Genomic DNA, 14,337 nt, shown 5'->3' with positions numbered 1-14,337 from the left:
TAAATTTCATAATTTAGTAGTAGTATATTTTGAATGTATGAAATTAGTAAAAAACGCGGAACAATTCGTTACAGAATTATTTAAAAAAGTATTAGAATTTAAATATAAATATCACGACGTAAATCATACAAAAAATGTAGTTCATGCAGTAAGGCAAATAGGTGAATATGAGGGCGTTTCCGAAGAAGATTTAGAATTGCTTCAAGTAGCAGCATGGTTTCATGATACTGGTTATATTAAAACAAAAGACGGTCACGAAGAAGAAAGTACACGTATTGCTTCATCATTTTTAAGGGATAACCATGTTCCTGAAGAAAAAATTGAGGTAATCAACCGATTAATTATGGCCACAGTTTTTAATCATACACCTAAAGATTTACTAGAAAAAATTATTTGTGATGCCGATTATTATCATGTAGGCAGTTGTGATTATTTTTCATTTTTAAAAGAATTACGTACCGAATGGAAATTATGCAATGTTGCCGTTTTTACTGAAAAAGAATGGCTGAAAGAAAATATTAGTTTTTTAAAAAGTAAGCATACTTTTTATACTGACTATGCAAAAAATAACTGGAATAAAGTAAAACAACAAAATCTAAATATCTTGGAAGAAAAAAAAGAAGAAAATGGAACCATAGCGCAAACGGAAGCTACAGTAACAAAACCTAAAAAAAAGAAAAAAAAGAAATTAGGTCGTGGTGTAGAAACTTTATTTCGAGTTACAATAACTAATCATACTCGCTTGAGTGACATAGCCGATAGTAAAGCTAATATTTTGCTTTCTGTTAATGCCATTATTATTTCTGTAGCTTTATCAGTTTTAATTCCTAAATTAGATAGTCCAGGTAATGCCTATTTAACGTTACCAACTTTCGTATTACTTTTCTTCAGTGTTATTTCAATTGTATTTGCTATTTTGGCTACACGTCCAAAAGTAACCTCAACAGAATTTACAAAAGAGGATATTTTAAATAAAAAAGTAAATCTTTTATTCTTTGGTAATTTTTATAAAGTACCTTACCAAGACTATGAAGATGAAATTAATAAAATGATGGTAGATAATGATTATTTGTATAATTCATTAACCAAAGACTTGCATTATCTAGGGATTATTTTAGATCGAAAATATAAATTACTTCGAATTACTTACAATATTTTTATGGTGGGTATTGTTATTTCGGTATTAACATTTTTATATGCTTATCAGCATTCTTAGTCTTCCCATTTTTTAATCGTGGCACGCAAAGCTTTTAATCCTGAAATACTTTGTAATTCTTCCACATCAAATTTTTCAATATCTTCTTCCAATAAACCTTTTGCAATCAAAAACTTAAGGTATTTCATATACTCAATTTTCTCTGAATTTTGTGCGTAAACAATCGTTATCTTATCTTCTTGGGTAATTCGTTCTTCTGAATTTTTAATGTGAGATTTATCGATGCGTTTTTTTACAACCTCATATCTTGCATTATACGATCCATCAACATCAAATAATTTTTCGTCCATTCTAAACCGTATCGTTAATGGTGAACTAAATGCTAGGATTAATGTGGTTACTTCTAATGGAAATTCTAAAATATGCTTCCATTTTTGAAAATTATAGACCGTTTCACACAAGGATTTTAATTGCCACAATCTCAAATTATTAAAATAAATAGGATTAAATTCTATTCTTGGATTGATTGAAGCTCCAATGTATAAATTGTGTTCAATTCCATCTGTAGCATAACGCTCATAATAATGCGGAAATATCTTTTGAGCACTTACTTGACATTCGTCCAAATAAGAAGACATTTTTTTATTTAATAAAGAAACCGATTGATCGTATGCTTTTCTACTGTCATAAATGATATGTAATTTTTTATCTAGTTTTTCAAAATAGGCATCAATCTTATCACTTATTTCCTTAGAGAATTCCATACTTTCTAAAATAGGATGTACTTCACTTTCCACATAAATTCTAAAATTGTTTTCAGATGTAGTATCGAATGTATTTTCAAGTTCTTTTGAAAATTTATCTAATTCAAATAAAATTTGATCGATGATTAAAATTTTGTTTTCCTCAATAATAAGATTAAAAATAGCAATAAGTAAATGCAGTTGATGTCGAATATCATCAATAGTGGCTAATTGTCTGTTGTGAGACGAATCTTTAATATCTATCTGACCAAAGAGCGCATAAACATCTTTAAAAACAATATCTTTAAAAGTGTATTCGTCTATTTTTTTATTTGAATTTAAAAAATCTCTAACTCCCTGTTTAAATTTCCAGTACACACTAGGATGAATAGAGGTATATTCATTTTGAATAATCGCGTCAATTCTATTTGCCGTTGCTTCAAGAGAACGTTCTAATGTATTGGTAATAATTGGTAAAATAAGATTTAATCTGGTGATACTTCTCTTGTTAATAGCATATTTTGTTTTGGAAACTAACTCTATAGTTCCAATAATTTTTTGATTACTAACAATAGGTGCTATGATCAAACTTTCTAAATTTTGTTCCGTCAGAATTTTTAATAAAACTGAATTAGGAAATTGAATACGGTATTCTTCTAAGTTTTGAATTAAAATGGGATGTCTTCTGAGAATATAATTCTTTAACAAAGGATCATTTTTAAACTCTATAATTTTTTTAGAAAAGGTTTCATTCAAGATAAAACTATCAATTTCTTTTTCTTCATAACGCGTTTTTATTAGTGCATTTTCTTCTTCATTATATATAGTAATACCAATTTCTAAATCACATATATCAAATATCGAACGAAATACTTTAATGAAACCCTCATCATTTACAATAGTATCATTTTGAGAACTCAGTAACTTTGTTTTTAATTGAGAAACCGCATTTTCAAGCGTATTTTCTACCAAAGTTAAAATACTAAACCCTTCTATATTCCAAGAATTTTCAGGAAAAGTTGTTTTCCAAAGTACAGTATTATCTAAATCGTTTAACAATTCTTCAATTTGTTTTGTTGTTGGATAATATTCTTTTTTCTTTGGAGTAATTTTTAAGAAATTATTACTATTGGAGATATAAAATGTCCGAAAAACACCTTTGGTATCCTTAAATTCAAAAATGACTTTATTATCTAACTCAATTTTATTTTCGATTAGAGAATTTAAAATAATTGTACACTTCAATTTATATAAATAATCGGCATCAATATTAAAAAACTTAATCGTTTCTTTAATAGTACAATCGATATTGTTTAATTTCTCAGATTTATGAAAAACACCATTATTGAAAGGTAAAACCACTCCTTTGTATTCGTTTCTGGAAATATGTTCTGGTATCACCACTTGAAAAAAAGCGTCAAACAAATCATTATTCGTCTCTATCGTTGTTTCAATTGCTTCAGAATCTTGAACAAGACAATCAATTTCTTCAAATAATTCTTTATAATACTTTGCTAAAACTGGATTTTTTGGCATTTCAAAATGTTCCACAAAAGATTGTATCGAAAATCGAATTTGAAAAGGAGATGGTGTTTGTTTTATATTCTCTTTAGTTATCATAGTTATTTCTTACTGTCATCGACTTTGTAACTAAAACCTATACTAAAAAATACATTAGGTTTAAATGAATCATTATAGTACTCCGAAATATCATTAAAGTTACTATCGTATTGTTCATACAGTCGAAGGATGGTAATTCCTGCTTTTAATGTTGCCCAAATATCTGATCCTAAGTGCCTTGAATAAGAAGGATAGACAAATACATTCATGTTTCTAAGATAAGTAATTTTATTGGGATTTGCACCAAGATTGTTAGACAAATTTAAATGGGTTATATTACTTTCGGAATGATATCCAAATCCGTAGATTGCATTATGATTTGAAAACATAATAGATGCTTTAGATGGAATAAAAGCGCTAATTTTCATATTGTCTTTTTGATAATGAAAATAAGCTGTGGGTAACACTCTAAATTTACCGTTATTATTATTAAAATTTAACCCAATTCCATACTTATAATGTGGATTTCTTACTACATTTTTTACAAACATAGCTGTTAATGCTGGAAATAAATCTTGTTGATTAAAATTGGTTTTTAAGTCAGTTCTTATGTTTAACCTAGGAGCAATATAAGCGTTCCAATTATCATTTATTTTTTGACGAATGAGCAACACATACTTAAAATGATGCATATTATCTGGATACGAATTGGCTTCAGCATCACTAGAATCGAAATTATAATCATACAGTCTATAATTTATAATGCTATTGAGTTTCGTGGTTTTACCAATTCTAATTGTGGGTGTGAAACTTTGAAAATCAACCTCTGTTAAATCGGCTCTTGCTGCTGCATTTTTTAGATTGGAATTAGGAATATGAGAAATATTCAAGCGAATTGCATCTGTATCAAACTGTGCTTGTAATGCAGTAAAGCAGAAAAAAATAATAAGGATTATTGGTTTCAGTTTCATAGTATTTATTTTTGTCTTGTAAAATTAGAACTACACTAAGCTTACCCTGTTATACTTTACTATGAATCATTTATATAATTACTATTTGATATGCTGACTTGCCTTTAAATTATATAAAAGTTGACTCATATTGTGTAAGACGTTTCTTATTGAGGAGTTGTTATTTTGTATACAACAAATACAAACAAGTTCCAAATGAAGAAAATAGCAATCTTATATAGTTTGTTTTTCCTAAACATTAGTTTAGGAAAAAACAGTTCTTCTTACCTTACTGACTTGGTAACAGATGGTTCCATTATTGTAAAAACTGCAGGTATAAATACAGTCAGTTTATTGTTAATTAAGAATAAAAAAACTCTCACTGAAGCTAAATTAGAACAATTAAATTCTAATAATATTTGGTTTGTTGATCGTTCGTCTGCTGGAAATTACAATAAAGAAACTTCTGCAAAAAGCGACATTCCTTTGTATGCCTCATTAGCAGTCCCTTTCCTGTTTACTTTAAATAAAAATACGAGAGAATATGCAAGGCAATTATCAGTAATGTATGTAGAAGCAGTAGGTTTGTCTTTAGTTACATTTACTATGACTTCAGCGTTAGTAGAAAAATCGAGATCTAAAGTATACAATACAAATTTAAGTTGGGACCAACGGTTAGAAAGCAACAAAAAACATTCCTTTTTTAGTGGTCATGTTGCCACAGCTACAGCTTACACATTTTTTGCGGCACAAGTTTATCCTGACTTTTATCCTAATTCGAAAGCAAAACCTTATATTTGGCTTGGCGCTGCAATACTTCCTGCTGCGGTGGGTTTTTACAGAGTAAAGGGAAGAAATCATTTTCTTTCCGATGCAATTGTAGGCTATATTATTGGTGCAACCAGTGGTATTTTAGTTCCCAAACTACATAAAAAAACAATCTAATCTAATTACAGCAACTGAAGTTGGTTTAGGATATCAAGGAATTGGCATAAATTATACCTTTTAATTCGAATGAATAAGATTAAAAAAATTGCAAAAATTATACTTTGGATCGTAGGTTCTATAATTGGACTTATTTTCCTTTTAATGATAGCTTTACAAATTCCTTTTGTCCAAAATTATGTCAAAGACAAAGCCGTTTCTTATCTAGAGAATAAAATTAAAACAAAAGTTGAAATTGGTTCTATAGAAATTGGATTACCAAAGAAAGTCATTCTAACCGATTTCTATTTCGAAGATCAATCTGGTGATACTTTACTGAGTGGAAAAAAAATCGATGTTGACGTGAGTCTTATCAAACTATTGCGTAATTCTATTGAAATTAATCAGGTAAATTTAGATGGTATAACCGCTAAAATTGATAAAGACAAAGATTCTGTTTATAATTTCGACTATATCATTACCGCTTTTTCTTCTCCAGATAAGAAAGAGACTTCCCAACCTATGAAAATAAAAATTGACGGAGTTACTATTACAAATACAAAATTTTATTATAATGATGTAATCCATAAAAACGATGTTACGCTAAAAGTGATTCAATTTGAAACTAATTTTAAGGCATTTAACTTAGATAGTTTGCAATTTGATATTCCTGAAATTAAACTTACAGGTTTGCAATTAAAATTAAATCAAGGAGTAGTGGAAAGTGTAGATAAAGTAAACACAAAAATTAAAGAAGAAACAGCAAAACAATCTGTAGATTTAAAATTAAAACATATCGATTTATCACAAATTGAAGTAACTTATAATGACAAAAATTCAAAAATAGACACACAAATTGCTTTCGAAAAGCTAGAAACTCAAATTACCGATTTTGATTGGAATCAACGTTATCTTCATTGTAGCGAATTACTTTTTAAAAACACAAAAGGAGTATTCAATTTAGGCAAAAATGAATCTAGAAATATAGTGCAAAACACGACAAAGCAAGATTCCGATTGGAAAATTGTTCTCGAAAAAGTAGAATTAAAAAAAATTAATTATGCTTTTCACAACCATGCAACCATAAAAACAAAAAAAGGTTTCGATTTTAATCATATAAATGTACAAAATTTCAACTTTAAAGGAAACGATTTAGTATATAGCACAGATGCCATCTCTGGAACTATTTCAGAGTTGCATTTTTATGAAAAAAGTGGCCTCACAATTCAAGAGTGTAGTGCACAATTTCAATATTCTAAAAAAAATGCTTTCTTGAAAAATTTAAAATTGATTACTCCGCAAACTCAGTTTAAAAACGAAAACATTCACCTCAGTTATCCATCTATTGCTTCAATAACATCGCATCCAGAAAAAATTAAAGTAAATACTAACTTTAGTAATAGTACTTTAGGTATACAAGATGTCCTTTTAATAGTTCCAAAATTAGCGAACCAATCGCCTTTTAAAGAATATTCTAACCATCATGTTCTTTTTACTGCAAGAGCCAATGGTTCATTAGCAAATTTGATAATTAATCAATTTACGCTATCTGGAATTGGAAACACAAAAATAAATACCAAAGGAACGATTACTGGTTTACCAAAAATGGATGAAGCTTATTTTGATTTAAATATTCTTCAATTAGAAAGTACTGCTTCAGATATGAAGAATCTACTTCCTAATGGAACCATACCCACTTCAATTAGTTTACCAGAACAGTTTGCGGCTACAGGCAATTTTAAAGGTACAATGCAAAATTTTAATACCTCTATTGATCTCAAAAGTTCGTATGGTAATGCCATTGTTGAAGCCTCTTTTAATCAACAAGAAAAAGAAAACGAACAATACGCTCTGAATGCTTCATTACAAGAATTTTATATTGGTAAACTCATTCAAAATAAAGCATTAGGTAAAGTTTCGGTTAAAACCAATGTAAAAGGAAGTTCTTTAAACCCTAAAAAAGCAAATGCAACCGCTACAATTGAAGTACTTTCAGCAAAATATAATGACTATGAATACAAAAATATTGTTGTAGATGGAACTCTTCAAAAGGGTACTTTTACAGTTACTTCTCAATCTTCTGATCCAAATCTGACTTATAATTTAGAAACTACTGGTGATTTTGATGGCAAATACCCTAAAGCCAAACTTAATTTAACTATAGACCTAATTGATTTGAATAAATTGAACTTACATGCTGGTCCTTTAAAAATGAGAGGCGATGTTATGGCCGATTTTGAAACCTTAGCTATCGATAATTTAAACGGGCATTTTCAAGCAACTAATTTTTTAGTCGCTCTAGAAAAAGAACAATTTCCTCTAGATACTATTTCTTTACGAAGTGTAGCAACTGCTGAAAAAGATTCTATCATTTTAAAATCACAATTTGCAAATGCTACCTTTCACGGAAATTATCAATTGTCTTCTTTAGTAAGCGATGTACAAGAAAGTATTTCAAATTATATCGACTTACATTCCAATTCCAAACCACAAAACAACAACAACAACAACCCACAAATTCTAAATTTTGAAATCAATATAAAAGAAGAAGAAATTCTAAAGAAAATAGTTCCAAATTTGGAAGAAATGGAAGCTATTTCTATCATTGGGGCCTATAATTCCCTTACCGACAGTATTGCTTTAAAAGCAACTATTCCAAATATAAAATATGCAGGTACAGAAATTATTGCCACACAGTTTTCTGTAGATAAAAAAGAAAAAGGTTTACGCTACAATACCCAAATTGGAACCATTAAAAACAATGATTTTACCATTCCAAAAACCAAGCTTTCTGGTAAAATAGAAAATAATACACTTACGTACCAAGCCAGTATTGTAGATGCAAAAGAAATTGAAAAATATGCTATCTCTGGAGATTATATTACTAAAGAAAATATTTCTGAAATTAAAATTAACCCAGAAAATTTAGTTTTAAATTATAATAAATGGAACATTGCAGCAGAAAACACAATTAAAATAAGTTCATCAGGCATTCACATTTCCGATTTCATTTTATCTAAAGAAGGAAATGAGTTAAAAATTCAATCTGAAACTGACTCTTTTTCAGCACCTATTCAAATTGATTTAAAAGATTTTGAATTACAATCGGTAACAAATATTATTAGTTCAAATTATGAATTTGGTGGAACAGCTAACGGTGTTACAACCATAGAAAATAACAACTCCTCACCTACTTTTATGGCTGATGTAGCTATAGCTAATTTTACCTTTAAAAAAGATACAATCGGTAATTTATCTGTAAAAATTGATAACAAAATAGCGAATACCTATTCGGCTAATATTGCTTTAACAGGAAAAAATAATGAGGTAGCTATTACTGGAGATTATAAAAAGGATATTGAAACATTGCATTTTCAAATTAATTTAGATCGGTTACAAATGCACTCATTACAACCTTTTACATCTGAAAATTTAAAAGAAAGTGAAGGGTATTTGAATGGTAAATTATTAGTTACTGGTAAAGCAAGTAATCCAAATATAAATGGAAGTCTAAAATTCAATAATGTAGGCTTTATAGTCGCTCCTCTTAATTCAAAATTTAAATTAATTAATGATAAAATAGATTTTAATTCCAATCTTATTTCATTTAAAACCTTTCGATTTAAAGATGAAAATGACAATGATTTAGAAATAAATGGCACAGTAAATAGTAACGATTATACAAATCCAGAATTTAATTTAAATATTATTGCCAAAAATTTTAAAGCCATTAATTCTAAAGCAAATGATAATGAATTATTTTATGGTACCTTATTTTTAGATAACAATATCAACTTAAAAGGTACTTTAGAAAGCCCAATCGTAAACGGGAATATCAAAATAAATAAAGATACCGAATTTACTATCGTATTGCCTCAAGAAGATCCTTCTATTGCTGATCGAGAAGGTATTGTTACGTTTGTAGACCAAGATCAGCCTGTATTAATTACTGTCGAAGATTCTTTAAAACAAATTACAGAAACAGATGTAAAAGGAATTGATGCTTCGGCAACAATTGAAATCGATAAGGATGCCGAAATTTCAATTATTATTGATAAAGCAAATGGTGATTTTTTAAAATTAAAAGGAGAAGCCAAATTAACTGGAGGCATTGATCCTTCGGGAAAAACTACTCTTACTGGAAAATATGAATTTACTGACGGTTCTTATGAAATGAACTTTAACTTAATCAAAAGAAAATTTGACATAAAACCGGGTAGCTATATTCTCTGGACAGGTGAGCCTACCAGTGCCAATGTAAGTGTAACGGCTATTTATAAATCAGATATTGCCCCAATAGATTTAGTAAACGATCAATTAGGAACTGCAAGCACAGATGAGAGAAACACCTACAAACAAAAAATCTCTTTTGAAACTCAATTGAAAATGTCAGGCGAATTAATGCAACCTGAAATTCAATTTGATATCGTTTTACCAGATGGAAATAATGATGTTTCCAATGAAGTTATTAGTACAACACAAGCAAAATTAGAACAGATAAGACAACAAGAAGATGTTTTAAATAAACAAGTTTTTGCAGTCCTTTTATTGAACAGGTTTATTGGCGAAAATCCGTTTCAAAGTGAAAGTGGTGGCTTAAGCGCTGGATATTTAGCTAAACAAAGTGCGAGTCGTATTTTGTCGGAGCAACTCAATCAAATTGCTGGTGATTTAATAGATGGTTTCCAAATTGATTTTGATTTAGAAGCAACTGAAGATTATACAACTGGTCAAAAACAAGATCGCACTGATTTAAATATTGGTGTTACAAAAGAATTATTAGATGACCGATTAAAAATTTCCATTGGTAGTAGTTTTGGCGTTGAAGGAACACCAAATGAAAACGAACAAGCAAATACCATTGCTGGTGATCTTAGTGCTGAATATTTACTTACTAAAGACGGACGATATAAATTAAAAGCCTACCGTAAAAACAATTATCAGGTGGCATTACAAGGTCAGGTTATAGAAACCGGAGTGGCATTTATTATTACCATGAATTATGATAAGTTTAAAGAATTATTCCAAAAAAACAAAGACAAAAAACAATAATGAGAACAAAATATTGCATTATATTTTTTACAATTTTACTCCTTTCGGGTTGTAGCGGTACAAAAAATATACCTGAAGGTGATTTATTATATACTGGTCATCAACTGAAAATAAATGGAGAAAAAACCACCAAGTCTGAAAGAAAAAAAATAGAGAAAAGCTTAAACGAACTTGTTCGCCCAAAAACGAATCGATCAATTCTTGGGATGCGTCCTGGAATTTTCTTTTATAATTTAGCTGGTGAAGTTACTAAAGAAAAAGGGTTTAGACATTGGTTAAAATATAAATTAGGCGAAAAGCCAGTTTTATTTAGTGAAGTGGATTTAGCTTATAACAAAAAAATACTTCAAAATCATGCCGAAAATAAAGGTTTTTTTAATGTAAAAGTCGCAACCGATTCTACTCGAAGAGGTAAAAAAGGAAAAGCTACTTATACTGTTTCCTTAAATTACCAATATTTTTTAAAAAATATAGTATATCCAAAAGATTCATTAGAAATCTCAAAAGAAATGACTCGCTTCCATAAAAGAAGTCTTTTAACTGTGGGAGAAGCCTATGATCTAGATAAAATTAAAAGTGAAAGAGCACGAATTGATTCAAAGCTAAAAGAATTAGGTTATTACTACTTCAATGAAAATTATATTTTAACGAAAGTAGATAGTACCGTGGGTAATCATGAAGTAACATTATTATTAGAACTCAAAGAGAATACTCCTGAGAAAGCAAAAAAACCATTTAAAATTCATGATATTTTGGTGTATTCTAATTTTAAAATTGAAGAAGATACACTTAATCAGAAAACAAATTATGCTATAAAAGAAGAGAATTTCACTATTATTGATGAAGATAGCCTATTTAAACCTGTTGTTTTTGAGAATACACTTAATTTTAAAAAAGGAGACTTATATAATAGAACTCACCACAATTTATCGTTGAATAGATTAATTACCTTAGGTGCTTTTAAATTTGTAAAGAATCAATTTAAAGAAAAAGATACTATAGGAAATTATTTAGATGCTTATTATTACCTCACTCCTTTGCCAAAAAAATCAATTCGTTTTGAAGCCTTGGCTAAAAGTAATTCTGCCAATTATTCTGGTACTGAAATCAACGTAAATTGGAGCAATCGCAACACTTTTAGAGGTGCAGAAATACTTGCTATTTCTGTCTTTGGAGGTTTGGAAGTGCAGGTTTCAGGACAAAACAATGGCTTTAATGTTTATCGTTTTGGAGGTGAAACTAGTCTAACTTGGCCTCGTTTTATAGCTCCTTTTAAAGCACATACCGCCAGTGGATTTGTACCACGAACCAAAGCACTCATTAATTATGAATATCAATTTCGTTCTCAATTATATTCCTTACAAACTTTTAAGAGTTCATTTGGTTATCAATGGAAAGAAAATGTTAGAAAAGAGCATAATCTCAATGTATTCGATATTACCTATACCACTTCAAATGGTGTTACCGATTTATACCGCGAACAAATAGAAGCCAACCCTTCTCTAGAAAAAGTAATTCGAAAACAACTCATTTTTGGTCCTACTTATTCATATACGTATACCAATACTATGCTGTCTCAAAAAAAACATACTTTTTATTTTAAAGGTGCAGCTGACTTATCAGCTAATGCGACTGGTTTGATAATGGGTGCCAATGATCCTAATAATCCTAAAAGTATTTTGGGAGTTCCTTTTAGTCAATTTGCTAAATTTGAAGTTGATTTCAGACATTATTTAAATTTAGGTAATGAAACCAAATTAGCTAGTAGAATTATTATGGGTGTAGGTGTTCCTTATGGAAATTCAAATGAATTACCTTTCATTAAACAATTTTTTATAGGAGGTACAAGTAGTATTAGAGCATTCCGTGCCCGTTCTATTGGTCCTGGAACATTTTTAGACACTACTAATAATACCTTTTTGCCTGATCAATCTGGAGATGTAAAACTCGAATTTAATACCGAACTAAGAGCGAAAATCTATAATTTTATAAAAGGAGCTGTTTTTTTAGACGGTGGAAATATTTGGTTAATCCATGAAGACACTAACAAACCTGGAGCAAAATTTACCAAAGATTTTATGAGTCAATTAGCCATTGGAACTGGTGTAGGACTTCGATTTGACTTTAATTTTTTAGTTTTAAGAACCGATTTTGCATTCCCCTTACGTAAACCGTATTTGCCAAAAGGAGAAGAGTGGGTTATCGATGACATTAACTTTGGTGATGGTAATTGGAGAAAAGAAAATTTAATTTTTAACTTAGCTATTGGTTACCCATTTTAAAATTAACACATACTATAATTTGTCCTTTGAGTAGTGTTTAATATAAATTATATAAAAGTTTAAAAAAATTATATAAATAGCCATAGAGGTTTTATTTCTAGTTTTGAGTAACTAATAAAAACCACCAATGACATCTTTACAGACCAATAACAACGTTATTAAAAACACGTTTTTTAATAATGTAAAGCAAAAATTTATATCCTTTTTTATAGATGTAGCCGATGTTATGTCTTATTTAAAAAATATGATTAAGAATCTATTTTCTTCACCATTTGAACTTAAAGAATTCTTTAAACAATGTTATCAAATTGGGAATAAATCAGTAGGACTAATTTCTATAACTGGAATTATTATCGGTTTAGTACTTACTATTCAGTCTAGACCACCTTTAGTAGAATTTGGAGCGGTAGCCATGCTTCCAGGCATGGTTGCTATTTCAATTATTAGAGAAATGGGGCCTGTAATTACAGCCCTAATATGTGCTGGAAAAATAGGATCTAGTATGGGAGCAGAATTAGGTTCTATGCGTGTAACCGAGCAAATCGATGCTATGGAAGTTTCTAATACTAATCCAGTTAATTTTTTAATTATACCACGTGTTTTAGCAACCACAGTGATGATTCCTATATTAACTATTTATGCCGATGTGATTGGAATAGTTGGTAGTTGGTTAGGGGTCAACATAAAAGATGATGTCAGTTTAACGCTTTTTATCAATCAGGCTTTTAATAGTGTTGAATTTATCGATTTAATTCCTGCATTTATTAAATCTTTCTTTTTTGGTGCTGTCATAGGTTTAGTAGGCTGTTATAAAGGTTTTAATGCTGGTCGCGGAACCGAAAGTGTAGGTGTAGCAGCAAATTCAGCAGTCGTTACAGCCTCTTTATTACTAATTATTGTCGATTTAGTTGCAGTACAAATAACAGATTTATTATGAAAAATGTATTAATCGATATCCAAGAAGTTAAAAAAAGTTTTGGAAAACAGAAAATCCTAAAAGGAGTTACTATGCAACTTTTTGAAAATGAAAATTTAGTTATACTAGGAAAATCGGGTACAGGAAAATCAGTTTTAATAAAATGCATCGTTCGCTTATTGGAATTAGATTCTGGAAAAATACAAGTGGATGATTATGAAGTAGCAGAAAGTAATGAAGAAGAATTAGCAGCTATACGAAAAAAAATAGGCTTCCTCTTTCAAGGTGCTGCATTATATGATTCTATGACCGTTAGAGAGAATCTTACATTCCCGTTAACACGATTAGACAAAAAGTTTTCTAAAGAAGAAATCACAGATAAAATCGAAAAGATTTTAGAAGATGTGGGCTTACCCGAAGCAATAGACAAAATGCCCTCTGAATTATCTGGTGGGATGAAAAAAAGAATTGGTTTAGCCCGAACATTAATTGTGAATCCAAAAATATTATTATATGATGAACCCACAACGGGTTTAGACCCTATAACTTCAGATGAAATTAGCGAATTGATAAATACAACAAAAAACAAGTTCAATACCTCATCCATAATTATAACCCACGATATTAAATGTGTAAAAACGGTTGCCGATAGAATTATTATGCTAAAAGATGGAATGGTTTACAAAGAAGGAACACTATCCGATTTTGAAAACGATAAAGACAGTTACATACAATCATTTTTTAACTAATCAAA

Annotated in this window: 8 protein-coding genes; 6 read left to right on the top strand and 2 right to left on the bottom strand. The window is 29.4% G+C overall.

Annotated elements, in window-relative coordinates; genetic code table 11:
• The first annotated feature begins 37 nt into the window (after window positions 1–37).
• Window positions 38–1,216, top strand: coding sequence for a Pycsar system effector family protein (locus CX675_RS02220; protein ID WP_130733589.1), 1,179 nt, complete (start codon window positions 38–40; stop codon window positions 1,214–1,216).
• Here the strand turns inward: CX675_RS02220 and CX675_RS02215 are convergent.
• Together CX675_RS02215 and CX675_RS02210 are read right to left on the bottom strand one after the other, a co-directional pair.
• A complete protein-coding gene (locus CX675_RS02215; RefSeq protein ID WP_130733588.1) occupies window positions 1,213–3,519 on the bottom strand; it encodes a GAF domain-containing protein in 2,307 nt (768 codons plus the stop codon). The two genes, CX675_RS02220 and CX675_RS02215, sit on opposite strands and share 4 nt — an antisense overlap.
• Window positions 3,520–3,521: 2 nt before the next feature.
• Complete coding sequence (locus CX675_RS02210; RefSeq protein ID WP_130733587.1) at window positions 3,522–4,430, bottom strand: DUF6268 family outer membrane beta-barrel protein; 909 nt, start codon at window positions 4,428–4,430, stop codon at window positions 3,522–3,524.
• A 195-nt stretch (window positions 4,431–4,625) separates the two neighbouring features.
• On the opposite strand from CX675_RS02210, the gene CX675_RS02205 reads away from it, so the two are divergent.
• The 5 genes from CX675_RS02205 (at window position 4,626) to CX675_RS02185 (ending at window position 14,332) form a co-directional block, all read left to right on the top strand.
• Entirely contained in the window at window positions 4,626–5,354 is a 729-nt protein-coding gene (locus tag CX675_RS02205; RefSeq protein ID WP_130733586.1) for a phosphatase PAP2 family protein, read from the top strand.
• 69 nt (window positions 5,355–5,423) lie between these two features.
• On the top strand, window positions 5,424–10,385 hold the full coding sequence (locus tag CX675_RS02200) for a translocation/assembly module TamB (RefSeq protein WP_130733585.1): 4,962 nt from the start codon (window positions 5,424–5,426) through the stop codon (window positions 10,383–10,385).
• Window positions 10,385–12,667 carry a BamA/TamA family outer membrane protein gene (locus CX675_RS02195; protein ID WP_130733584.1) on the top strand — a complete coding sequence of 761 codons (2,283 nt, stop codon included), beginning with the start codon at window positions 10,385–10,387 and terminating at the stop codon, window positions 12,665–12,667. Before CX675_RS02200 ends, CX675_RS02195 begins: the two co-directional genes overlap by 1 nt.
• A 127-nt stretch (window positions 12,668–12,794) precedes the next feature.
• A complete protein-coding gene (locus CX675_RS02190; protein WP_130733583.1) occupies window positions 12,795–13,604 on the top strand; it encodes an ABC transporter permease in 810 nt (269 codons plus the stop codon).
• A complete protein-coding gene (locus CX675_RS02185) occupies window positions 13,601–14,332 on the top strand; it encodes an ABC transporter ATP-binding protein (RefSeq protein ID WP_130733582.1) in 732 nt (243 codons plus the stop codon). Before CX675_RS02190 ends, CX675_RS02185 begins: the two co-directional genes overlap by 4 nt.
• Window positions 14,333–14,337: the final 5 nt, after the last annotated feature.

Source organism: Flavobacterium sp. J27 (assembly GCF_004303025.1).
Lineage (GTDB): Bacteria > Bacteroidota > Bacteroidia > Flavobacteriales > Flavobacteriaceae > Flavobacterium.
Note: the sequence above shows the minus strand (reverse complement) of the source record. Positions and strands in the feature narration are given on the sequence as shown.

Bases quoted from the DNA above. Each gene is read 5' to 3' on its own strand.
- CX675_RS02220 (WP_130733589.1), top strand. From the start codon at position 38: ATGAAATTAGTAAAAAACGCGGAACAATTCGTTACAGAATTATTTAAA.
- CX675_RS02215 (WP_130733588.1), bottom strand. From the start codon at position 3,519: ATGATAACTAAAGAGAATATAAAACAAACACCATCTCCTTTTCAAATT.
- CX675_RS02210 (WP_130733587.1), bottom strand. From the start codon at position 4,430: ATGAAACTGAAACCAATAATCCTTATTATTTTTTTCTGCTTTACTGCA.
- CX675_RS02205 (WP_130733586.1), top strand. From the start codon at position 4,626: ATGAAGAAAATAGCAATCTTATATAGTTTGTTTTTCCTAAACATTAGT.
- CX675_RS02200 (WP_130733585.1), top strand. From the start codon at position 5,424: ATGAATAAGATTAAAAAAATTGCAAAAATTATACTTTGGATCGTAGGT.
- CX675_RS02195 (WP_130733584.1), top strand. From the start codon at position 10,385: ATGAGAACAAAATATTGCATTATATTTTTTACAATTTTACTCCTTTCG.
- CX675_RS02190 (WP_130733583.1), top strand. From the start codon at position 12,795: ATGACATCTTTACAGACCAATAACAACGTTATTAAAAACACGTTTTTT.
- CX675_RS02185 (WP_130733582.1), top strand. From the start codon at position 13,601: ATGAAAAATGTATTAATCGATATCCAAGAAGTTAAAAAAAGTTTTGGA.